This window comes from Actinosynnema sp. NPDC050801, assembly GCF_040673975.1.
GTDB lineage: Bacteria > Actinomycetota > Actinomycetes > Mycobacteriales > Pseudonocardiaceae > Actinosynnema.
Map to the genome: position 1 here is coordinate 189,087 of NZ_JBFAQZ010000008.1, position 22,414 is coordinate 211,500.

At 72.6% G+C, this 22,414-nt stretch carries 22 protein-coding genes; 11 read left to right on the plus strand and 11 right to left on the minus strand.

All coding sequences use genetic code 11. The features are described from left to right. Positions 1-21: 21 nt before the first annotated feature. Together AB0K14_RS20125 and AB0K14_RS20130 are read right to left on the minus strand one after the other, a co-directional pair. Positions 22-483 (minus strand): GNAT family N-acetyltransferase, encoded by a 462-nt coding sequence (locus AB0K14_RS20125; RefSeq protein WP_360451407.1) that lies wholly within the window; start codon positions 481-483, stop codon positions 22-24. Beyond that, positions 480-1,637, minus strand: coding sequence for a winged helix DNA-binding domain-containing protein (locus AB0K14_RS20130; RefSeq protein WP_360451410.1), 1,158 nt, complete (start codon positions 1,635-1,637; stop codon positions 480-482). The genes AB0K14_RS20125 and AB0K14_RS20130 overlap by 4 nt, the downstream gene beginning before the upstream one ends. A gap of 76 nt (positions 1,638-1,713) precedes the next feature. On the opposite strand from AB0K14_RS20130, the gene AB0K14_RS20135 reads away from it, so the two are divergent. The 4 genes from AB0K14_RS20135 (at position 1,714) to AB0K14_RS20150 (ending at position 6,863) form a co-directional block, all read left to right on the plus strand. After that, positions 1,714-2,295 carry a PadR family transcriptional regulator gene (locus AB0K14_RS20135; RefSeq protein ID WP_360451413.1) on the plus strand — a complete coding sequence of 194 codons (582 nt, stop codon included), beginning with the start codon at positions 1,714-1,716 and terminating at the stop codon, positions 2,293-2,295. A gap of 9 nt (positions 2,296-2,304) precedes the next feature. Beyond that, complete coding sequence (locus AB0K14_RS20140) at positions 2,305-5,052, plus strand: DEAD/DEAH box helicase (protein ID WP_360451416.1); 2,748 nt, start codon at positions 2,305-2,307, stop codon at positions 5,050-5,052. Next, on the plus strand, positions 5,049-6,161 hold the full coding sequence (locus AB0K14_RS20145; protein ID WP_360451419.1) for an SWIM zinc finger family protein: 1,113 nt from the start codon (positions 5,049-5,051) through the stop codon (positions 6,159-6,161). The genes AB0K14_RS20140 and AB0K14_RS20145 overlap by 4 nt, the downstream gene beginning before the upstream one ends. 204 nt (positions 6,162-6,365) lie before the next feature. Next, positions 6,366-6,863, plus strand: coding sequence for an ATP-binding protein (locus AB0K14_RS20150; protein ID WP_360451422.1), 498 nt, complete (start codon positions 6,366-6,368; stop codon positions 6,861-6,863). Between the two features lie 57 nt (positions 6,864-6,920). Here the strand turns inward: AB0K14_RS20150 and AB0K14_RS20155 are convergent, their stop codons facing one another. Beyond that, a complete protein-coding gene (locus tag AB0K14_RS20155) occupies positions 6,921-8,222 on the minus strand; it encodes a hypothetical protein (protein WP_360451425.1) in 1,302 nt (433 codons plus the stop codon). A 625-nt stretch (positions 8,223-8,847) separates the two neighbouring features. On the opposite strand from AB0K14_RS20155, the gene AB0K14_RS20160 reads away from it, so the two are divergent. After that, the gene (locus AB0K14_RS20160) at positions 8,848-9,444 is read left to right on the plus strand and encodes a hypothetical protein (RefSeq protein WP_360451428.1); all 597 of its coding nucleotides are present in this window, start codon (positions 8,848-8,850) and stop codon (positions 9,442-9,444) included. Positions 9,445-9,592: 148 nt separating this feature from the next. Here AB0K14_RS20160 and AB0K14_RS20165 read toward each other — a convergent pair whose 3' ends face one another. From AB0K14_RS20165 to AB0K14_RS20175, 3 genes are all read right to left on the minus strand, one after another. Continuing rightward, a complete protein-coding gene (locus AB0K14_RS20165) occupies positions 9,593-10,651 on the minus strand; it encodes an IS630 family transposase (RefSeq protein WP_360451793.1) in 1,059 nt (352 codons plus the stop codon). 125 nt (positions 10,652-10,776) lie between these two features. Beyond that, positions 10,777-10,989: a DUF5703 family protein gene (locus AB0K14_RS20170; protein ID WP_157620563.1), complete on the minus strand. Its 213-nt coding sequence runs from the start codon at positions 10,987-10,989 to the stop codon at positions 10,777-10,779. Further along, positions 10,989-11,951: a hypothetical protein gene (locus AB0K14_RS20175; RefSeq protein ID WP_360451431.1), complete on the minus strand. Its 963-nt coding sequence runs from the start codon at positions 11,949-11,951 to the stop codon at positions 10,989-10,991. Before AB0K14_RS20175 ends, AB0K14_RS20170 begins: the two co-directional genes overlap by 1 nt. A gap of 170 nt (positions 11,952-12,121) precedes the next feature. Here AB0K14_RS20175 and AB0K14_RS20180 point away from each other — a divergent pair, with 170 nt between their 5' ends. Both AB0K14_RS20180 and AB0K14_RS20185 read left to right on the plus strand, forming a co-directional pair. Then, positions 12,122-13,189, plus strand: coding sequence for a hypothetical protein (locus tag AB0K14_RS20180; protein ID WP_360451434.1), 1,068 nt, complete (start codon positions 12,122-12,124; stop codon positions 13,187-13,189). Positions 13,190-13,377: 188 nt separating this feature from the next. After that, positions 13,378-13,629, plus strand: coding sequence for a hypothetical protein (locus AB0K14_RS20185; protein WP_360451437.1), 252 nt, complete (start codon positions 13,378-13,380; stop codon positions 13,627-13,629). A 117-nt stretch (positions 13,630-13,746) separates the two neighbouring features. Here the strand turns inward: AB0K14_RS20185 and AB0K14_RS20190 are convergent, their stop codons facing one another. Then, entirely contained in the window at positions 13,747-14,496 is a 750-nt protein-coding gene (locus tag AB0K14_RS20190) for a carbonic anhydrase (protein ID WP_360451440.1), read from the minus strand. 128 nt (positions 14,497-14,624) lie between these two features. Continuing rightward, a complete protein-coding gene (locus AB0K14_RS20195; protein ID WP_360451443.1) occupies positions 14,625-15,590 on the minus strand; it encodes an aldo/keto reductase in 966 nt (321 codons plus the stop codon). Between the two features lie 140 nt (positions 15,591-15,730). On the opposite strand from AB0K14_RS20195, the gene AB0K14_RS20200 reads away from it, so the two are divergent. The 3 genes from AB0K14_RS20200 to AB0K14_RS20210 are packed head-to-tail and all read left to right on the plus strand — an operon-like array spanning position 15,731 to position 18,306. Further along, entirely contained in the window at positions 15,731-16,780 is a 1,050-nt protein-coding gene (locus tag AB0K14_RS20200; RefSeq protein WP_360451446.1) for an LLM class F420-dependent oxidoreductase, read from the plus strand. Beyond that, complete coding sequence (locus tag AB0K14_RS20205) at positions 16,777-17,601, plus strand: undecaprenyl-diphosphate phosphatase (protein WP_360451449.1); 825 nt, start codon at positions 16,777-16,779, stop codon at positions 17,599-17,601. Before AB0K14_RS20200 ends, AB0K14_RS20205 begins: the two co-directional genes overlap by 4 nt. Positions 17,602-17,610: 9 nt before the next feature. Continuing rightward, the gene (locus AB0K14_RS20210) at positions 17,611-18,306 is read left to right on the plus strand and encodes a histidine phosphatase family protein (protein ID WP_360451452.1); all 696 of its coding nucleotides are present in this window, start codon (positions 17,611-17,613) and stop codon (positions 18,304-18,306) included. 358 nt (positions 18,307-18,664) lie between these two features. Here the strand turns inward: AB0K14_RS20210 and AB0K14_RS20215 are convergent, their stop codons facing one another. Next, positions 18,665-19,819, minus strand: a complete 1,155-nt coding sequence (locus AB0K14_RS20215) for a site-specific integrase (protein WP_360451455.1) — start codon at positions 19,817-19,819, stop codon at positions 18,665-18,667. Positions 19,820-19,905: 86 nt separating this feature from the next. Between AB0K14_RS20215 and AB0K14_RS20220 the strand changes: the two genes are divergently transcribed. Continuing rightward, on the plus strand, positions 19,906-20,214 hold the full coding sequence (locus AB0K14_RS20220; RefSeq protein ID WP_360451458.1) for a metalloregulator ArsR/SmtB family transcription factor: 309 nt from the start codon (positions 19,906-19,908) through the stop codon (positions 20,212-20,214). 10 nt (positions 20,215-20,224) lie between these two features. On the opposite strand, the gene AB0K14_RS20225 is transcribed toward AB0K14_RS20220, so the two are convergent. After that, positions 20,225-20,590, minus strand: coding sequence for a VOC family protein (locus tag AB0K14_RS20225; protein ID WP_360451796.1), 366 nt, complete (start codon positions 20,588-20,590; stop codon positions 20,225-20,227). A 149-nt stretch (positions 20,591-20,739) separates the two neighbouring features. Then, a complete protein-coding gene (locus tag AB0K14_RS20230; RefSeq protein WP_360451460.1) occupies positions 20,740-22,413 on the minus strand; it encodes a hypothetical protein in 1,674 nt (557 codons plus the stop codon). Between the last annotated feature and the right edge of the window lies 1 nt (position 22,414).

The window sequence follows — 22,414 nt, forward strand, 5'->3', positions numbered from 1 at the left end:
TCCGCGGTCCGGTGGGGCCGGTCAGGGGTGTCGGGTGGTGTCCGTTGGTGGTTCGGCGGGCACGGTGATGCGGGCGCTGACGCGGTGGCCGTCGATGTCGAGGGTGGCGCCGGCTTTGCGGAGGGTCGTCAGGGCCGCGACGTTGTCGGTGGTGGTGTCCGCGACGATGGTGGTGACGCCGCGTCCGGGTGCTTCCTGGACGACGCGGCGCAGTGCGGCGAGGGCGATGCCGTTGCCGCGGGCGCAGCGGGCGACCCAGATGCCGGTCTCGCCCTTGGCGGTGAGGCGGACCATGCCGACGGTGCGGTCGTCCTCGACGATCTCGTAGGCGTCGTCCCGCATGCCGCGGTAGAACTCGCGGAACTCGTCGGACCGGTCGACCGTCCAGCCGGGCGGCATCACGTCGGCGGGGTCGGTGTCGGCCACCGCGAGGCCGAGCAGGCGTTCCACCGCTCCGTCGTCCAACCTCCGCAACACGATCATCTCGCCAGCTCCTTCTCCAACGGGGTCCGGAAGCGGGGGGTCACGCGCGCCCCGCCGATCCAGGAGGTCAACCGGTCCGCTTCCCGGGCGATCGCCGCCCGTGCGTCCGCGCCCACGTCCTCCAGGAGTTCCCACACGAGTTCGCCGTCGGCGCGTTGGGCCCACCCGCCGACGACCGCGCCGTTCCACCAGACGGTCGGTCCCACGTTGCCCGCGGTGTCGAACAGGCGTGGCCGGTGTCGGGCGGGGAGGTACCAGTCGCGAGCCTGCCACCCCATCGGGGTCGGATCCAGTGCCGGCAGCAGTGCCGCCCACGGCTCGGGTTCCTCGACGGGGTCGAGGTCGTCGGGCAGGGCGTGGCCGACGCCGGTGGACAGCTCGACCGGGACGGCGCCGGCGGCGGCGAGGGCCGCGCGGGTGTGGCCGAGGTTCCAGCCGGTCCACCACTTGAGGTCGGCCTCGGTGCCGGGGCCGTAGGAGGCGAGCCAGCGGCGGGCGAGTTCGGCGCGGGCGTCGGCGGGGTCGACCTCCGGCCAGGGTGTGGCGGGTGCCCAGCGGAACTGGGTGCTCAGCCACGTGCCGAGGGGGCGGCCGCGGCGCATCCAGCCGTCGGCGGCCAGTACGCGGATGATGCGGCTGGACACGTTCTGGCGGGTCTCGTAGGGCTTGCCGGGTGCCACGAGGACCTGTTCGAGCAGGTCCGGGACGTCGCGGGTGAGTTCGACGGCGGTGGCCTCGCCGCGCAGCCGCAGTGCCTCCAGGGTGGCCTTCTCGACCTCGGCGAGGCGGTCGGCGTCCCAGCCGACGCCTTCGGCGAGGTGGGTGAGCAGCCGCTGTCGTTCCTTGGCGGCGATGGCCGCGCCGGCGGCGGCCTGCACGATCGGGGCCGTCGTGGCGGTGACGGCGAACATCGTGCGGCGCATGCACAGCAGTCGGACGAGCGTGTGCCGGTCGTAGAACGCGGCCTCGACCTCGGCCACCGACGGGTGGTCGAGGCGGGCGCACGCGGACAGGAACACGGTGGCCGGGTCGGTGGCGTGCAGACCCACCACCGCGTCGACCACGTCCTCGACCGCGGCGGCGCGGGTGGAGAGCCGGTGTCGGCGGGCGAGGCGGGCCCGCCGGGCGGCGTCGTCGATCTTGGTGGTCGTCACCGGTCCATCCTGCGCGAACTACCCTGATCGCCGAAACCGGGAATGCGGAACCCGGATACCGCCGGACGAGGACGCGATGTCGGCAACACGGCTGCTGGTGCTCGGTGTGGTGCGCGGTTACGGGCGCGCCCACGGCTACCTGATCGGCAACGACCTGATGTCGTGGGGCGCGGGGGAGTGGGCCAACGTCAAGTGGGGCTCGATCTACCACGCGTTGAAGCAGCTCACGAAGGACGGCTGCCTGGCCGATCACGGCGTGCCGCCGGGTCGCACCGACTACGAGATCACCTCCCGGGGGGAGGCGGAGTACCGCGGGTTGTTGCGGGACGCGCTGCGTCGCCCGGAGACGCGGCCCGACCTGCTGGCCGCCGGGTTGGCGTTGTTGCCGTCGTTGTCGCGGGAGGAGGCGGTGGGTCTGCTCACCGAGCGGTTGGCGGCGTTGGAGGCGCGGCGTGACGCGGCCCGCGAGCAGGCGGCGCGGTGGCGGGAGCCGCCGCACGTGAAGGAGTTGTTCGGGTTGTGGGAGCACACCGCGGCCGGTGGTGCGCAGTGGACGCGGGGCTTGGTGCAGCGCCTCGAAGCGGGTGCGTACCCGATGGCGGGGGAGCCGGGATCGCCGGGTGTGCCGGGCAGCTGGGCTATACTCAAACTTGAGTAGCGAGGGGGAGTGCTGAACACAGGGTTGGAGCGGTACGCGGCCGTCTTCGAGGCCGCCGACCCGCCACGCACGTCCACGGTCACCTTCTACCCCGCCCAGGACCCGGCGCTCGCCCGGGACGACACCGCGCCTGCCGGGCTCGCGCCACCCGGGCCCGACGCGGTGGGCGCGGACCGGCTCACCGTCGCCACCCCCGAGGGGACCCGGCGCACCGTCGCGGCCCTGCGGCTGCCGGTGGCCGAGGCGATCCCGCTGCTCAGCCGGGCCCGCCGCACCGCCCACGCCCACCCGGCGACCGCGTTCTGGGGCGCGGCCGTGGTGGTGGCGTTGCAGCTCGTCGCGCGCGGCCGGGTGCGGCCCGCGGTCACCGACGGCGACTTCGACGCCTGGCTGCTGGGCCCGCTCGACGCCGCCGACCACGCCCGCGTGCGCGACCTGGCCGAGGCGATGCCCGCGCCCGCCCGCGCCGTCCCCCTGCCCGGACGCGACCCGCTCGAACTACCCGACGCCGAACCGCTGCTGCGCGCGTTCCTCGACGCCGTCGCCGACACCATGCCGCGCGGCGCGGCGGCCGTGCACGCCGCCGGCGCGCCCGCGTTCGCCGCCGCCGCGCCCCAGCACGTGCCGCACCTGCGGGACTGGGCCGACCAGGGCGTGCGCATCTCGCTGCGGATCGAGGGGTTCGGCCCGTTCCGCGCGGTCGTGCAGGTGCACAGCCTGGCCGACCCGGCCCGCGTGGTGGACGCCGCCGAGCTGTGGTCCTCGGCCAACCAGCGGTCCCGGGCCGACGCCACGGTCGCCCTGCGCCGCGCCGCCCGCGCCTGGGCTCCGCTGGAACGGCTGCTCGACCAACCGGTGCCCGACGAGGTCACCCTCCTGGACTCCGACGTGGAGCACCTGCTCACCACCGGCGCCGTGCGCCTGGCCGGCGCGGGCGTCGACGTGCACTGGCCGAAGGACCTGGTGCGCGACCTGTCCGCGAAGGTCGTGATCGGCGAACGCCCGGCCGAGGTGCCCGCTTCCTTTGGTCGCGCGTTCTTCGGCCCCGACCAGCTCACCTCCGTGGACTGGCGGCTCGCCCTGGGCGACGACCCGCTGACCCCCGACGAACTGGACCAGCTCGCCGAGGCCACCCGGCCCGTCGTGCGGCTGCGCGACCGCTGGACCCTGGTCGACCCCGAGCTCGCCCGCCGCGCCCGCGAGCGCGCCCTCAAACCCGTCACCGCCATCGACGCGCTCGGCGCCGCCCTCACCGGCACCACCCGGATCGACGGCGCCGAGGTCGAGGTCGCCGCCACCGGCTGGCTCGACGAGCTCAAGTCCCGGCTCGCCGACCTCGACGCCGACCCGATCGCCCAGCCGCCCGCGCTGCGCGCCACCCTGCGCGACTACCAGCTGCACGGCCTGCGCTGGCTGGACCGGATGACCTCGCTCGGCCTGGGCGCGTGCCTGGCCGACGACATGGGCCTGGGCAAGACCATCACGTTGATCGCGCTGCACCTGCACCGCGACGACGGCCCCACCCTCGTGGTCTGCCCCGCGTCCCTGATGGGCAACTGGCAGCGCGAGATCGAGCGCTTCGCGCCCGGTGTCCCGGTCCGCCGCTTCCACGGCCCCCGCCGCGAGGTCGCGCACGAGGGTTTCGTGCTCACCACCTACGGCACCATGCGCCTGGACGCCGACCGGCTCGCCGACGTCGGCTGGGGCATGGTCGTCGCCGACGAGGCCCAGCACGTGAAGAACCCCGCCTCGGACACCGCCAAGGCGTTGCGCCGCATCCCCGCCCGCGCCCGCGTCGCCCTCACCGGCACCCCGGTGGAGAACGCCCTGTCGGAGCTGTGGGCCATCCTCGACTGGACCACGCCCGGCCTGCTCGGCACCATGGCGCAGTTCAAGGCCCGCTGGGCCGGGCCCATCGAAGCCGACCACGACCAGGAGGCCGCCGGGCGGTTCGCCCGGCTCGTGCGGCCGTTCCTGCTGCGCCGCCGCAAGACCGACCCGGGCATCGCGCCCGAGCTGCCGCCCAAGACCGAGACCGACCAGCCCGTCGCCCTCACCCGCGAACAGGCCGCGCTCTACGAGGCGGTCGTGCGGGAGCTCATGGCCGAGGTCCGCGAAGCCGACGGCATCGCCCGCCGCGGCCGCATCGTCAAGCTCCTCACCGGCCTCAAACAGGTCTGCAACCACCCCGCCCAGTACCTCAAGGAGACCTCGCCGAAGCTCGCCGGCCGGTCGGGCAAGCTCGAACTGCTCGACGAGCTGATCGACACCATCCTCGCCGAGGACGGCGCGGTGCTCGTGTTCACCCAGTACGTCGCCATGGCGCGCCTCATCGAACGCCACCTCGCCGGCCGCGGCATCACCTCGCAACTGCTGCACGGCGGCACACCCATCCCCGCCCGCGAGGACATGGTGCGCCGCTTCCAGGACGGCGAGTGCCCGGTGTTCCTGCTCTCCCTCAAGGCCGCGGGCACCGGCCTGAACCTCACCCGCGCCGACCACGTCGTGCACTACGACCGGTGGTGGAACCCGGCCGTGGAGGACCAGGCCACCGACCGCGCCCACCGCATCGGCCAGACCCGGCCCGTGCAGGTCCACCGGCTCATCGCCGAGGGCACCATCGAGGACCGCATCGCCGCGATGCTGCGCGCCAAGCGCGACCTCGCCGACGCCGTCCTGGCCCGCGGCGACGCCGCGTTCACCGAACTGTCCGACGACGAACTCGGCAACCTGGTCGAACTCAGGAGCGGCACGTGAGCGACCGCGTCAAGGGCTTCCCCGCGTTCGGCAAGGGCGTGCGCCGCGCCCGCTCCTGGTTGGGCAAGGCGTGGCTGCAGGCCCTGGAGGACACCTCGCTGGACCAGGCGCCCCTGCGGCAGGGCCGCAAGTACGCCCACGCCGGGCTCGTCGGCACCATCACCGTCAGCCCCGGCCGCCTCGCCGCCACCGTCTACGACACCGAGGACACCTACCGGACCTCGGTCCACCTGACCCCGCTCACCGACGCCGAGTGGGACCGGTTCCTCGGCCAGATCGCCGCCAAGGCGGGCCACCTCGCCGCGCTGCTCGACCGCGAGATGCCCCGCGAACTGGCCGACGCCGCCGCCGACGCGGGCGTGCCCCTGCTGCCCGGCATCGGCGACCTCGACCCGGAGTGCACCTGCCCCGGCTGGGAACTGCCCTGCAAGCACGCCGCCGCGCTGTGCCACCAGGCGTCGTGGCTGCTCGACGCCGACCCGTGGGTGCTGCTGCTCCTGCGCGGCCGCGACCAGGACGAGGTCGTCGCCGGCGCCAGTCCCACCGGCATCCTGGCCACCACCGGGGTCCTGGCCACCGCCGCCTACGCCCGACCCGTCGCCGACCTGCCCGACGACCCGCCACCGGCCGAACTCGGCCCACTGCCCGACTTCGAACCCGCACCCGGCCTGGACGTCGAGGTCCTGCGGCTGCTCGTCGCCGACGCCGCCGCCAAGGCGCGTGACGTCCTGGCCACCGGCCGGTGGCCCGCACCCGACGACCGGCGCGACCACATCCGCATGGCCGCCGCCCACCCCGCGCTGCGCGACCGCCTCGACGCCGACCCCCGCGCCGTCCGCGCCTGGCAACAAGGCGGCGCACCCGCCCTCGACGTCCTCGAACACCCCTGGACCCCGGGCAAATCCGACAACGCCCGCGCCCGCGCCGACTGGGAACGCGGCGAACTCCCCGAACCCACCGTGTGGCGCAACCGCTGGACCGTCCACAACCGACAACTGCGCTACGGCCCCGACGGCCGCTGGTACCCCTACCGCGCCACCGACGGCGACTGGTGGCCCACCGGCACACCCCACCGCGACCCCACCGCCGCCCTCACCGACACCGACTGACCCGCCGCGCCGGGCCTCGGCACGCGACCCGGCGATCCCTCGGCTGAGCCGGTGGTAGCGGTGGCGAGTTCTTCGGAGGAGGACTGAGGACTGGACGATCCGTCAGGCCCGACCCACGACTGGGCGAACGAGGTGGATGTCGCGCACCTTGAGCGAATCCGCCGGGAACCCGCGCTCTTCGCACCCGGCGGAGCTTCGCACCTCGTGCTCGAAGTACTGGCCTACGCGGCCGAAGAGGCGCTGAGCACCGGGTCGGGACGGGCCGTCGTCACCCTGCACGTCGACGGCTCGGTGTCGGTCGCGGACAACGGACGAGGCACCGGCACGCGGGTCGACGACCGGGGACGAGCGGTGAGGAAGCCGGTCATGGCGACCAAGGACCTCCGCTTCTTCGACGCCCCCCAACCGCCGCCCCTGCCCGACGGGCACCCGCGACGAGGCATGTCGGTCGTCGCGGCGCTCAGCCGATGGCTCGTGCACACCAACAGGCGCGGCAACGGGGCATGGTCCCAGCGCTACGCCCACGGCATCCCCGTCACGGATCTCGTGCCGGTACCCGGCAGCGGCACGTCCGGGACGACGGTGCACTTCCTCCCCGACCCGACCCTCGTCCCCGGATCCCGCATCCCGGCGCGGGAACTGCACTACCTCGTCGCCTTCGGCCCGCACCTCACGGTCGAGATCAACGACGAGCACGGCTGACCACGCCAATCATCGACTGCGGGCCGTGCTTCGCCGGTGCCGCGCGGGATCTGAAGGTCAGGAATAGCGGATGGCGTACCCGGTGAACCCGGACAGCGCGTAATCGATGTTGGTGAAGACGAAGTTGTCGCTGCACACCGGGCCGTTGGCGGTGTAGTCACGGGCTCCGCACGCGGCACCCACCCGGTTGTTCGCGTTGGGGATTCCACCCTGCAGGATTCCCACCGCCCACGCGCGTTGTTGTGTGTGCTGGCTGATGACGGCGGCGCCGCTGTCACCTCCGGCGGCGATGATCGATCCGTCCACACTCCGCACGTAGTTGACCCGGATGGTGCCGTACTTGTCGTCCAACTCCATCGCCACCTGCCGGATGACGCCGCACTTCTGACCCATGTTCGCGCCCTCTTGGCAGACCACGGTGCCCACCGTGCTCAAGGCCGGGTCGCGTTGGGTGACGGTGCGGGTGGAGGTCGGGTTGCCGACGTTGGACCCGTCGAAGACCAGCGTGGAGCCACCCGCGCTGAAGACCGCGGCTCCGTTGTAGCCCGCACCGCGGAGCTCTTGGCCGCCCATGACCCGTCGGCTCTCGGTGGTGTACGAGGGGGCGTCGCAATGGCGAGCGGACAGGTAGCGGTACTTGCTCGCGCCGAGGACGACACCGAAGCCGGTCGTACAGCGGCCTCCGTCCGAGCCGACCATGAGGCCGCCGCCGTTGAACGGCGCGAAGTCGTCGTACTTCCCGCTGAAGTTCGTCGCGCCGCCGGCCGTGACGTCGGTCGGGACACCGAGGTCGGCGTCCAGCGTCGCCTCGATGCCGAGCGTCGCCTCGGTGGAGCCGGCTTCCGCCGGCTGGGACTTGGCGCTGTCGACGTGCACCACGACGCCGTCGAAGTCGGCCGAGAACCCGCCGAACGCCGACAACGCGATGCCCTGCTCCGCGTACCGCGCCATGTTGCTTTCGAGGAATGTCGTCGCCGCGTCGATCTGGGCTTTGCCCACCGTGCGTTGGGCGACGACCAGACCGAGGCCGGCGGCGTTGGCGAGCTGCCGCATCCGTTTCAACGCGGGCGCGTCGGACGATCCGGACCAGTAGACGATCATTTCGGCCGTCCCCGGTGCCACGCCGAAGTCGACCACCTCGGCGAGGTCGACGTGCTCGGCGGCGATCGCCGCCTTGACGGTGGAAACCTTCTCGCTGACCAGCGATAAGCTCTCGACGTAGGCACTGTCGTCGAGTCGGCCGCCGTCGATGCCGAGTGCCACGTCGGGAGTTCCGGTGACGTCGAATCGCAGGTTCCCGGTCGGCGCGGCCGCCGATGCCGTCGTGGCTGACAAGCCGGCCGTCACCAGTGTCGCCACAACGGCGATCCCCACAGTTCTTCCTACTGCACGCACGTATTCCCCCTGAGAGCAGCTCACTTGATCTTCGTGTCAGTTGTTGCCGACGAAGATGACGTTAACTGCGCAGGGAGCACGGTCGCTGCGATCAAACGGGTGAGCGGTTCACAACGAGAAGCTCAGGCTGGAAGTTTTCAACCGGGGAAGGCATGGTTGCAAAACCGGGGAAAACGTGGCTGGGCTCCGCCCACGCCGTACGGGGAAGAACCCGACGCCCCTACTGAGGGCTGTGCGGCCCGGAGGCGCGCCCGCGGCGCACAGCGGATGACAGGTCGGGCCCGCTCCACCACACCTGTGGTACCACAGGTGTGGTGGTCGGCCGTTCCCGAGCGCGTCGGGCCGGACCTGCTCGCCGCGACCGCCGTCGCGGTCACGGGGTGAGCCCCACGCGACCTAGTGCCGCATCTCGGAACGTTGACCCGGTAATCGGCTCGGTCTGCTGACGGTCCAGGCTGGTCCTCCCATGTCGAGCGGGGCGAGTGCGGTGCTGACGATCGCTCCGATGCGCGTCGTACATCTTCTGCGCGTCGACGAACTCGCAGCTCTTGGGCCCTGATTGCACGCCATGGAGCTGTAACCTGCACAAATGATCAATCCGTTCGGGGTGAGTCTCGGCGCCAAGGCCGCACGCCTGCTGGCCCGGCTCGGACGCGCCGAGATCCGCCCAGGGTTGACGGAGCAGGAGTTGACCGGTATCGAAGCGCGGTTCGGGTTCGCGTTCGCCGACGACCACCGCGCTTTTCTCGCGGCGGGGCTGCCCACGGGAGGGGCATGGCCCGACTGGCGCCACGGCAACGCCGCACAGCTTCGTTCCTGGCTCGACAGACCGGTCGAGGACGTGGTATTCGCGGTGGCGGAGGCGGACTTCTGGCATCCGAGCTGGGGCACGCGCCCTGCCCGGCAGACCGACGCCGTAGCCGGCGCGAGGGCGCACTTGGCGTCAGTGCCGCAGCTGGTTCCGGTCTACTCCCATCGCTACCTGCCCGCGGGCCAGGCGACATTCGCTCACCCGGTGTTGTCGATCCGCGGCGCCGACATCATCCCCTACGGGTACGACCTCATCGACTACGTGCACCAGGAGTTCGGCAGCCCGCAGGGCAGAGCCGACGAGGAGCGGCACGTCGTTGCCGCCACAGCAGCGTTCTGGTCGGATTTCCTGTCCTGGTCGAACCGGGAAGGGTAGGGGACCACGCACCGCTCGGCACGGATGCGCCATGAGCACCGCGCCGACCGGGTCCGCCCCACGGTTGGGCTCTGCGGGATGGGAAGCCCTCGCAGAAACCTCCGTCAACGCGCCTCAGCCTGAGCTGAAAGACCCAGCTAGTGCCGCGTCACGCAACCTTGATCAGGTAATCGGTCCAGGTGCGGATGGGTGAATCGGTGGCGAAGCCGGTCTTGGGTCTGGCTCGGGCGTTGCGCCGGCGGATGTAGGCGGCGATCGTGGCGTTCTGCCCGGCGTGGCTGCGGTGGTCGGTGCCGTTGAGGGTGAAGTAGCGCAGGGCGGTGAACTCGGCCTCGATCCAGTTCAACCAGCTGGAGTAGGTCGGCAGGAACACCAATTCGACGTCGTTGGCGGCGGCCCAGGCGTGGACATCGGGGTGGCGGTGGGGCGAGAAGTTGTCCATGACCAGGTGGAGTCGTTGGTCCGGCCACCGTGTCCGCAGGCTTCTGAGCAGCTCCAGAAGCTCCCCGTGCCGCTTGCGACGGCGGATGCGGTAGTGGATCTTCCCGGTGGTCAGATCCAGGGCGGCGAGCATGTGCATCACGCCGTGGTGGCGGTTGTAGGTGGCCCGTAATCGGCGCGGCGCCCCGGTCGGCCGCCATGCCTTGCCCTTGCGTGGCTGGAGGTTGAGCGGCCCGAACTCGTCGACGCAGATCACCCGCCCCTGCTCCGGCGGATGGTCGTAGAGGTCCAGGATCCGGTGCATTTTCACCATGAAGTCCGGGTCGGTGGACGTCTTCCACGTGGAGGTGCTCTGCCAGGACACGCCGCCTGCATGCAGGATGCGACGCAGGGTCTCCCGGCTGATCGTCGCGACGGTGCCGCGGTCGAGCAGGTGGTCGCGCAGCTTCGCGAGCGACCAGGTCGAGAACGCCGTGATGCCCCAAGAGGCGGGGGACGTCCGGGCGATCAGGCAGATCCGCTCACGGACCGCCTCACCGATCGTCCTGGGACGTCCCCCGCTCCATTTTGGGTCCAGCGCCGCGAACCCCCGCTCGTTGAACGCATGGATCACATCACGCACATAGTCGGCGCTGACCTGCATCAACGACGTGGTGTCCGGGACCGCCTGCCCCTGGGCCGACATCAACACCACGATCGCCCGACGCAACCGCACCGGGTCCTTCGCGGTCCGACCGACCCGGGCCAACTTCCGGCCCTCCTCCATGGACAACGGCCGGACGAACACCTCCGGACGACGACCCACGACCACCTCCCAATCGACATGGGAGGACCAGCCTGGACGGTCAGCCCAACGGGGCGATTACCGGGTCAACGTTCCGAGATGCAGCACTAGGTGATCACGCCCGGCATCACGGCGGCCGTCCGCTTGCGGCGCAGCCACACCTTGCGCGAACCGTCCCCGAACAACAACGTCCGCGACAGCTCCCACCCGGCGAACTCCGCGTGGATCGCCAGCTGCGTGGTCGCCGTGCGGCGGGAGACGCCGGCCGGCAGCCGCAGCGGCCGGTACTCCCAGTCCCCGTCGACCACCCCATCGCCCATCATCCGATCACCTGCATCCCTGCGCCGTCCCCGGACGCGACGAACACGCGCCCGCTGCCTGGGTCAACCGCCACCGAGTCCGGCTGCCGGACCGCGGCGAACCGGTGCCGTTCCACCGGCTCCGCGCCCGCCACGTCGAACGCCACCACCTCGTTGCGCGCGGTGAGCGTGATCCACACCAGGTCGCGCGTCTCGTCGTAGGCCATCCCGTAGGGCGCGCCCGGCACGGGGTAGCGCAGCCGCATGATCAACGGATCGGTGGAGAACGCCATCAGCTCACCGCCGCGCGTGTCCACCACCAGCACCCGGCCGAACCGGTCGGCCACCGCGTTCGTCGCGCCCTCGCCCGCCCGCAGCCCCGCGCCGGGGCCGTCCGCCGCCGGGTCCAGGTCGAACACCGCGCTGCGCGGCCGGTCCAGCACCACCGCCGCGCCACCCACCGCGACCAGCCGGTCCGGGCTGGAGATGCCGCGCACCACGTGCCCGTCGACCGACACCTGCCGCAGGTCGCGCTGCGCCACCAACGTCCGGCCGTCGACCCGGGCCACGTCCACCGGCGCGCCCTCCACCGACTGCTGCGACGTCGACCCGTCGGGCCGCACCGTCACGACCAGCCCGGTCGGCACCACGGCCTGCACCGCGTCACCGTCGGCCACCAGCCGCTCCGCCGGACCGGGCAAGGGGACCACCAGCGGGTCACCCAGCGTGTCCAGGGGGTACAGGGCCACCGACGGCGGATCGGCCACCGCCACCGCCACCCGGCCGCCCGCGACCACGACCGACGTCGCCCGTCCCAGCGGCAGCACCCGGCCCTGCGGCGGCACGGCCTGCTCCGGCGACGCGGCGGGCCGCGCGGGCTCCAGGGTGGCCGCCACCTGCAACGGATCGGCCGGGTTCTCCTCGGTCGCACAGCCGGAGACCAACGCGACCCCGGTGAGCACTACCGCCGCCAGTCGGCGCAACGTCGGACCTCCCAGTCGACCCCGTTCAGCCCTCCCAGCATCCATCACCGAACCACCATCGTCACGCAGGGGGCGGGTGTTGTCGTTGGTCTGGGAAGGTGATAGTCGCGCTCCACCCGTACACCCGGCCCCGTCGCGGCGACTATCCCAGGGAACGGGGAGGCGTCGCGATGACCGTCGAGGAGCTGCGGAGCAGGCACGTGCAACTGCTGCGGGACCGCCGGGTGGCCGACCACCTCGACCCGCCGGCACACCGCGCCGACACCGCCGGGCGCTACCACACCTGGACCCAGGTGGGCGGCGAGCCGGTGCCGGGCAGGCTCGCGCGGTTGGTCGACGTGCGGGTGCGGCCCGCCGCCTACCGGCCCGCGCACCTGCACGAGCAGCAACGCACCCTCGACGCCGTGCAGCCCGAGGTGCTGCACCTGGCCCGCGCTGCGGGGTGGCGGCCCACCGTCCCGCTGCTGGCGGGCGTGTTCCCCACCGGCACCCTCGACGGGCTCAGCGTCCCCGTGCCCGGCCGCGGCGTGCTCGTGCTGGTCAACACCTCGCTGCTGGACCTGCTCGCGGCCGTGCTGAAGATCATGACCGGGGCGCTGCCGAACTACGGCACCCCGCCCCTGCTCACCGCCGAGCAGGCGTCCTACGCGCTGGCCGAGGCCCTCAACGCCCACCTGTACGGCAACGGGGCGGTCGAGGCGCGGCGGCTGCCGGAGCTGTCCGGGCAACGCGCCGCGCTGGTCGCGCTGATGGCGCGGCGCGCGACCCAGTTCGTGCTGGCCCACGAGGTGGGGCACGTGCTGGCGGGCCACCTGCGGCACGCCCGCCGCCGCACCGACCCCGGCACACCCGTCGGCCCGCTCGACGCCCAGTCCGTCGGCTGGGCCCGCGAGCACGAGGCCGACCGCGTCGCCGCCACGATCATGCTGCACAGCCTGGACGGCCTCGGCGCCCGCGAACGGGAGGCGCACGAGCCGTGCCTGGTCGGGGCGGTGCTGCTGGTGCTGTTCCTGCACGAGGTCACCGACCGGCTCGCCGACGAACTCGGCCTCGCCGTCCCGTTCTCGGGCAACCACCCGCCGCCCGTGCGGCGCATCCAGAGCCTCGTCGAACACCTCGCCGGCCGGGTCCGCACACCGCGCGCGCTCGACCTCGCCGCCGACGTCGCCACCTGGCTGGAAGCGCAACTCGGCGGTGTGCGCGACTGGTTCCGGCTCGTCGACGAAGCGCTCATCTGAGGCGTGTCGCGCCGCGAGGGTCACCCGACCGTGTAAGCACCCTCGACGGGCTGCGACGACCACGCTTCCCGGTCGGGTGGTGCCGTTCACCCGAAGGTCTGGCCGCCGGTCGGGGCCCACCGGGGGTGGCACGCGGCTGGTGCGATCCGAGTGCGGGTAGCGGCCCGCACTCACCGAAGGAGGACCCTGTGGCCACGTACAAGACCGAGATCGGCACCGGCGGCGGCTGGCAGCCCGACGCGGACCTGACCGTGCACATCACCAACCGCAAGGACGTCGTGCCCGACGGAGGTCGGCCGAGCACGGGCACCACCGTCACCTGGAGCGGCGAGCAGGGCGACGGCAGCGTGACGTTCTTCGACAGCGGCTCCGCCTTCCAGGGCACCGCGCAGTTCCCCGGCGAAGGTCCGGTCGGCTACCGGGGCTCGTTCTCCGGCTGACCACCTCGTCACCGGGGACGACTCCGGCGCCCAGGACCCGACACCGGCGCCGGCGGCGTGACCCGGTGCGGGAGCGAGGGCCGGCCCCCACCACGACCGGTGGGGGCTGGCCGAGCCTCACGTCAGGCGGGCGACCTCGCCGGTGACGAGCTGGTAGCTCGCCGCGAGCACCTTCACGCCGTGGTGCTGCACCGCCGTGCGGATCGTCACCGACCGCTCCAGCATCAACGACGCCACCCGCTTGGCCTGGTTGTCCACCGCCGCGGCCAGGAACCGCGCCTCGTCGGCGTCGGCCGGCGTGGACAGCACCGCCGGCTCGATCGACCGCACCAGCACGCTCACGTCACCCGACACCTCCGACCGGCCCCGCACCACGTCCACCGTGGCCGACACCGCGCCGCACTTCGCGTGCCCCAGCACCACCACCAGCGGCACACCCAGGTGCTCCACCGCGTACTCGACGCTGCCCAGCACGCTGTTGTCCAGCACCTCGCCCGCCGCGCGGATGGTGAACAGGTCGCCCAGCCCGGTGTCGAACACCAGCTCCGGCGGCACCCGCGAGTCCGCGCAGCCCAGCACCACCGCGAACGGGTGCTGGCCGTTCACCAGGGACTCCCGCCACCGCAGCGACTCGTGCGGGTGGGTCTGGTGGCCGGTGACGAACCGGTGGTTGCCCTCCGCGAGCTTGCGCCACGCGCCTTCCGCGTCCAACGACGTGGCCTCCGGGGGAGGGGCCTTGCGGGGCGGGGCGCCGCCCTCGGCCGATGCGGGCGCCCCGGCGGCCACGAGGGTCGCCGCGGTCCCAGCCGTGATGCCGAACAACCGACGCCGCGTCACCGCGGTCGGTTCACCACTCGTCTCAAGCACGGACCGAACCTAGACCCGATTGGGCCTACCGGGTGACGCAGGGTCACGCAAGTCACAGAAACGGTCACGGAAAGTCACAATACGCCCATCGTGGACCATCACGGCCCAACCGGACACAACCGCCCGAATCAGCCAAGCGGCCGTTCGGGGTACCCGGACTCGACCGCGCTCACGTCGTCCAACGCGGCCCGGATCGCCGGCGGCAACGTCAGCTCCTCCGCCGCCAACGACCCCAGCAACTGGCCGGTGTCGCGGGCGCCGACCACCGGCGCCACCACCCCGGGCCGGTCCCGCACCCACGCCAGCGCCACGCACAACGCGTTCGTGCCCAACCCGTCCGCCGCCGTCGCCACCGCCTGCACGATCCGCGCCGCCCGCTCCGTGCGGTGCTGCTCCACGTACCCCGCGAAGTGCGCCGACGCGCCCCGCGAGTCCGACGGCGTGCCGTTGCGGTACTTGCCGGTCAGCACACCCCGCCCCAACGGCGCCCACGGCAGCAGGCCGATCCCGTGGTGCCGCGCCGCCGGTACCACCTCGCGCTCCACGCCCCGCTCCAGCAGCGAGTACTCCACCTGCGTGGACACCAGCGGCGTGTGCCCCGGCAGCGCCGCCGCCGTGCCCAGCTGCCACCCCGAGTAGTTCGACACCCCCGCGTAGCGGACCCGGCCCGACGACACCGCCGCGTCCAGCGCCGACAACGTCTCCTCCAGCGGCACGTTCGCGTCCCACGCGTGCAGCTGCCACAGGTCGACGTGCTCCACACCCAACCGGCGCAGCGACCCGTCCAGCGCGTGCAGCAGCGCGCCCCGCGACGCGCCGCCGCCGAACGGGCCGTCGTTGCGCCGCGCCACCGCCTTGGTCGCGATCACCAGCTCGTCGCGCGGCACCACCTCGCCCAGCAGGCCGCCGAGGATCCGCTCGCTCTCGCCCTCCACGTACACGTCGGCGGTGTCCACCAGCGTGCCGCCCGCCTCGGCGAACGCCAGCAACTGGGTGGCCGCCTCGTCCGCGTCGGTGTCCCGGCCCCAGGTCATCGTGCCCAGGGCCATCCGGGAGACCCGGAGTCCGCTGCGCCCGAGGTATCGCTGTTCCACGCCGGGGAGCCTAAAGGGTGATCGTCTTTCCGGCGGGTCGTGGCACGCGCGGTGTCAAGGCCGAATCCCGTCACGATCGGGACACACGGCCGCGGGTCCGCCCTGGCGAAGCAGGTTACCGACCGGTAGGGTCTGCGCTCGTGCGACTGGGACTGAACCTCGGGTACTGGGGCGCGGGCAACGACGCCGCGAACCTCGAACTGGCCAAGGAAGCCGACCGACTGGGCTACTCGGTGGTGTGGGCCGCCGAGGCCTACGGCTCCGACGCGCCCACCGTGCTGGCCTGGGTGGCCGCGCAGACCGAACGCGTCGACGTCGGCAGCGCGATCCTGCAGATCCCCGCGCGGACACCGGCGACGACCGCGATGACCGCCGCCACCCTGGACTCCCTGTCGGGCGGCCGGTTCCGCCTCGGCCTGGGGGTGTCCGGCCCGCAGGTGTCGGAGGGCTGGCATGGCGTGCGGTTCGACAAGCCCCTGGGCCGCACCCGCGAGTACGTCGACATCGTCCGCGCCGCCCTGCGCCGCGACCGGCTGCGCTACGAGGGGGAGCACTACACGCTGCCGCTGCCCGACGGCCCCGGCAAGGCGCTCACCCTCACCGTGCACCCGGTGCGCGAGCACATCCCCGTCTACCTCGCCGCCATCGGGCCGAAGAACGTCGAGCTGGCCGGCGAGATCGCCGACGGCTGGCTCGCGCTGTTCCTGTCGCCCGAGCACTCCGCCGGCACCGTCGCCTCGCTCAAGGCGGGCCGCGCGAAGGCGGGCAAGACCCTCGACGGCTTCGACATCGTCGCCACCGTCCCCACGGTCGTCGGCGACGACTGGCGCGCCTGCGCCGACCGCATCCGCCCCTACGCCGCGCTCTACGTCGGCGGCATGGGCAGCAGGCAGAAGAACTTCTACAACGACAACGCCGCCCGCATGGGCTTCGCCGCCGAGGCCGCCGAGGTGCAGGACAAGTACCTGTCCAAGGACTACGACGGCGCCATGGCCGCGCTGCCCGTCGAGTTCCTCGACGGCACCTCCCTGCTGGGGCCGAAGGAGCGCATCGCCGACCGGATGCGCGCCTACGCCGAAGCGGGGGTCACCACGCTCACCCTTTCGCCCATGCTGCAAGATCTCGAGCAGGGGATCGCCGCGCTCCGCACGGCGACCGAAGCTCTGGATCTGGCAGGAGTGGGTAGTTGAGCTGGTTGCAGGCCCTCGTCCTAGGACTCGTCCAAGGACTCACGGAATTCCTGCCCATTTCCTCGTCGGCGCACGTCAGGATCGTCTCCACGCTGTTCTTCGGCAACGACGCGGGCGCGTCGTTCACCGCGGTCATCCAGCTGGGCACCGAGGTCGCGGTGCTGATCTACTTCGCCAAGGACATCGGCAACTTCATCGCCGCCTGGTTCCGCGGCCTGTTCAGCAGCGCCGCGCGCAAGACCCAGGACTACCGGATGGCCTGGTACGTGATCATCGGGTCCGTCCCGATCAGCGTGCTGGGCTACCTGTTCAAGGACGAGATCCGCTCCTCGTTCCGCAACCTGTGGATCACCGCCACCGTGCTCATCGTGTTCGGCCTGCTGCTCGGCCTGGCCGACCAGTTCGCCAAGCACGCGCGGGACAAGCTCCAGCTCAAGGACGCCGTCGGCATGGGCCTGGCCCAGGCGCTGGCGCTGATCCCCGGCGTGTCCCGCTCCGGCGGGACCCTCACCGCGGGCCTGTTCCTCGGCCTGGACCGCGCCGCCGCCGCCCGCTACTCGTTCCTGCTGGCCCTGCCCGCGGTGTTCGGCGCCGGGCTGTTCAGCATCCCCGACGTGCTCGACCGCTCCGAGCCCAACGCCGCGTCCGTGCCGCAGATGATCGTCGCCACGGTCGTCGCGTTCGCCGTCGGCTACGCCACCATCGCCTGGCTGCTGCGCTACGTCTCCAAGCACAGCTACTCGGCGTTCGTGTGGTACCGGCTGCTGCTGGGCATCGTGCTGATGGGGCTGCTGTCCATGGGACTGCTCAACCCGGCATAGGGTGGCCCCGTGGCTACCGTGATCTTGCTGCGACACGCCCGCTCCACCGCCAACGGAGCGGGCGTCCTCGCGGGCCGCCAACCCGGCGTGCAGCTGTCCGACCGCGGCGTGGACCAGGCCGCGGCGCTGGTCGCCCGGCTCGCCGGCGTGCCCGTCGCCGCCGTGGTGACCTCGCCGCTGGAACGCTGCCGGCAGACCCTCGCGCCGCTGCTCGCCGACCGCGGCCTCGACCCCGTGGTCGACCCCGAACTCGCCGAGGTCGACTACGGCCAGTGGACCGGCCGCGAGATCAAGGAACTGCTCTCCGAACCCCTGTGGTCGGTCGTGCAGCAGCACCCGTCCGCCGCGGTGTTCCCCGACGGGGAGGGCCTCGCCGCCGTGCAGTCCCGCGCCGTGGCCGCCATCAGGGCCCACGACGCCCGGATCACCGCCGAGCACGGCCCCGGCGCGGTGTGGCTGGCGTGCAGCCACGGCGACGTCATCAAGTCGGTGCTGGCCGACGCGCTCGGCGTCCACCTCGACGGGTTCCAGCGCATCGTGGTCGACCCCGCGTCGGTGTCGATCGTCCAGTACACGCAGACCCGGCCGTTCGTGCTGCGCGTCAACGACAACGGCGGCGACCTGTCCGGCCTCGCGCCCGCACCGGAGAAGGCGGAGCAGCCGCCGTCCTCCGACGCCGTCGTGGGCGGCACCACCGGCGCCTGACCCCGGGCCCCGCGGAGGGCCCGCACGAACAGCGCGTGGCCCCCGGACAGTGCAGGGTAGTCCGGGGGCCACGGTGTGCTTGGCCGGGGCGGGCGGCCGCGTGAAGACGATCGTATGGGCGTCAAAGCGCAGGTGAACGCCCTCCTGCGGGCCGGATTCCCGGCGGGGTCGCGGCAGCCGCGCAGGTCAGCACGCGCGGCCCGGCCCGGAAAACCGACATAACCGCAGATCAACACGGGTGGAAACATCTCGGAAACAAACCGCGCAAGCGGCCCTGCGCACTAACCCGTTGGACCGTTCGGCTCCGCCCGGACGGACCGGACGTGTTAGAAGTTAACAACCCACCGTGCGCCCTTGATCACAGTCCGAGTCGGGTGACCGCGTTGTCCTCCAACGGGTTCGCCGTCCGGATGTAGCGGTGCACCGTGCGCGGGTTGGTCCAGCGGCCCTGCCGCATGATCTCCCGGTCGCTCGCCCCGCCCAACGCCGCCTGGGTGGCGAACCCCGCCCGCAACGAGTGCCCACCGAACAGCGCCGGGTCCAACCCGGCCCGCTCCGCGTACCGCTTCACCACGTCCGACACCGCCCGGTCCGACATCGACCGGCCACCCAGCCGCCCGTGCCGGCTCACCGACGGGAACAGCGGGCCGCGCAACGGGCCCGGCCGGTAGGCGTGGCAGCGGTGCGTCGGCTCCGGATCGCCCTCGCCCTCCAGCACCGCCCGCGGGTCCGGGGCGGTCAGCACGTCCGCCCAGTCCGCGAACGCGCACACCGGGCACGTCGGGCGCCGCGCGCCGCGGGGGAGCACCACCCGCTGCCGGTGCGCGCCGGTCTGATCGGTCTTGGTGACGCCCAACTCGACCAGCAGCAGCGGCTCGTGCGTGCGCGGGTCCACGTCCACCGTGACGTCCTCCAACGCCACCGCCGCCAGCTCGCTGCGCCGCAACGCCCCCGCGAACCCCACCAGCAGCAGCAGCGCGTCCCGGCGCCGTGCCACGCCCGTCGGCCAGCCCGGCGGCGGCCGTTCGGCCAGCAACGCCTCCAACGTGCCCAGCAGCACCGGCCGCTTGCGCCGCGGCTGCGCCTGTCGGGTGCGGCGCACACCGCGCAACGTCAACCGCACCACGTCCGACCGGGTGGGGGAGGGCAGGCCACCGGCGGCGTGCACGGCGGCGATCGCGGCGGCCTTGCGCTCCAACGTCGACGGGCCGAACGCGGGGGAGCCGTCGGCCTTCGTCGCGTTCGCGGCCACCGCCAGGTACACCGCGACGTCCACCGGGTCCGCGGGCAGCGCCACCCGCCCCTCCGCCTCGCACCACGCCGCCCACGCCACCCAGTCCGAGCGGTAGGCGCGCAGGGTGTTCGCCGACTGCGCCGCCCGCAGGTACGTCGACAGAGCCTCAGCCTGCTCGGTGTCGAAGCGCCGCCGCACCTGCTCCAACGCGGCGAAGTCGACCAACGGTCCGTGCGTCACGCGGTCGAGTTCCGCGCGCACTGGCTCCGGCAAGGTCACCGCGTCACCCTAACACTGTCGATAGGCTTAATATCTTCAGTGTGGATTAATAGACCACTTGACCGGGGTCCCTACTATGCGAAACCGTGCGCGCCCTACAACACCCGGACGTGGAGGACATGCGCCTCGCCACCGTGCTGAGCGCGCTGGCGGATCCCGTTCGGCTGCGGATCGTGGCCGAGCTCGCACGATCGGGTGGGATCGTCTGCGGGCAGTTCGACGTGCCGGTCAGCATGTCGACGTTGTCGCACCACCTGAAGGTGCTCCGCGAGGCCGGGGTGCTGCGGGTGACGCCGCAGGGCAGCTACCGCACGCACCAGCTGCGGCGCGAGGAGATGGAACTCCGCTTCCCGGGCGTGCTGGACTCCATCACCCGGGCCATCGGGTCACCCTGACTCCGGGGGCTCACCAGCCTTCGAGGAACAGGCAGAACGGGTGGCCCGCCGGGTCGAGGTAGACGCGCACGCCCTCCTGGGGCTGGAACTCGGCGAGCGTCGCACCCAGGGCGACCGCGTGCGCCCCTGCGGTGTCCAGGTCGTCCACCATGATGTCCAGGTGCGCCATCATCCGCTGTGCGCCGTCGGCGGCGGGCCAGGTGGGTCGCCGGTAGTCCGGCTCGGTCTGGAACGACAACCCGGCGCTGCCGTCGGGCGGGCGGAGGGTGGCCCAGCCGGGCTCGTCGTCGCGCAGTGGCCAGCCGAGCAGGTCGCGGTAGAAGCGGGCGAGGGCTTGGGCGTCGGGTGCGTCGAGCACCGTCGCGGTCAGCTTCAGCACGATGGTGATTTTCACCCCGCCGGGTGGCCCCCGCACGTCGACCGGCACCGCGCGTGGTCGGGGCGGCGTGGTCGGGGGGCCGGGACGGCGGTGGGGGCGGCCGGATCGCTCCGATCGCCCCCACCGCCGTCGTCACGTGCCGCGGGTCAGCCGCCCGGTGGCGGGTGCGGCAGCTCGCCGCGCTTGGGTCCGAGCTCGGCGAGTTCGAGCAGCGTCTCGCCGAAGCGGGGGTCGTTCAGCTCGAAGCAGCCCGTGCCCAGCGTGTGGGCGTAGGCGGAGCAGCCGCCGTCGGGTTGCTCGATCAGGTGGGAGGCGGTGGCGAGGTAGCCGAGGGAGTTGTCGGTGCGTGGCATGTACCGGTCGCCGGTGGAGGAGCCGGCGGAGGCGATGAGCAGCAGCAGTGCGGCGAGCACCCCGATGCCGGTGGACGGTGAGGTGAGCGCGGTGCGGACGCGGGCGACGCCGTCGAAGCGGCGCACGCCGTAGTAGGCGGCGAAGCCGGTGAGCAGCAGCAGGCAGTAGAGCAGTTCGGCGGTGCTGCGTGGCCACAGCTGCACGGCGTCGGCGGCGTACATCTGGGCGCCGAAGTAGAAGCGCAGGAGCCAGGCGCCGGCGAACACGGAGGTGAGGACGATGACGGCGGTGCGGTGGCGGGCCACGGCGATGGCGGCGGCGAGGCCGACGAGGGTGAGGATGGTGAACAGGCCGACGCCGCCGAGTTCGCCGGGTGGTGGCCAGGGGCCGGTGTTGCCGGGCAGGTCGCTGCGCCACATCGCGATGTAGGTGGGTTCGGTCCAGGTGTCCCAGTAGAAGTAGCGGTCCTTGACCGAGCCGGAGGCGGTGAGCAGGCCGAAGAGGTGGCGGAAGGAGACGGCGACGAAGACGGCGGCGGTGATGGCGATCAGGGCGAGGCCTTTCAGCCGGCCGGTGCGCCAGGGGAAGAGCACGAGGGTGGAGAGCAGCACGCCGGGTGCGGACCAGACGAACCAGCCGGAGTAGACGAGGAAGATCAGGCCGAGGGCGGCGCCGATGCCGATGCCGTGCAGTGCGATGCCGCGCCAGGGTGTGTCGCCGGCGCGGCGCAGGCGGCGCAGCAGGGCGAGCAGGACGGGGATCATCGCGACGAGCATGAGGTTGGTGTAGGGCTTGTAGGGGTCGATGAGGACCATGCCGGGGACGACGCCGAGGCCCAGTGCCCACAGGGGGGACAGCAGGAGTCGCCAGGACAGGTAGGCGACGGGTCCGAACAGGGCGGTGCCGAGGATTTGCAGCGCCTTGAGGGAGTGTTCGGGGGCGGTGTCGGTGAGTTGGGAGTACCAGGCGATGGCGTGGACCCAGCCGGGTGGGTAGTCGGCCTGCATGGTGCCGGTGTCGATGAGGGTGTGTGCCCAGCGGGTGAGGGCGCCGGAGTCGCCGCCGTCGGCGTTGAGGCCCCAGGTGGTGCCGCGCAGGGCGACCAGGACGGCGCCGGCGACGAGTCCGCTGAACAGGCCGGCGGCCGCGGCGGCGGCGATGCGGCGGGCGAGGGGGGTGTGGGTGATCCAGCGTGCGCGGGCGGTGAGGATGGTGAGCAGGAGCAGCACCGCGGCGATGAGGGCGAAGCGGAGTTGGAGTGCGGCCAGGCCGCTGATCTGGCCGATCCGGTCGAGCGGGTTGACGTCGATGCCGCGGGCGAGGAACACCATCAGCGCTGCGGCGGCCACGGACACGAGGGCTTCGGCGGCGAAGAGCAGGCCTCGGCGGGGTTGTGCGGTGGTGGGCGGCGGCGGGGTGTGCTCGGGGCTGGTCCGCGGCGATTGTTCTGGCGCGGTTGACAGCACC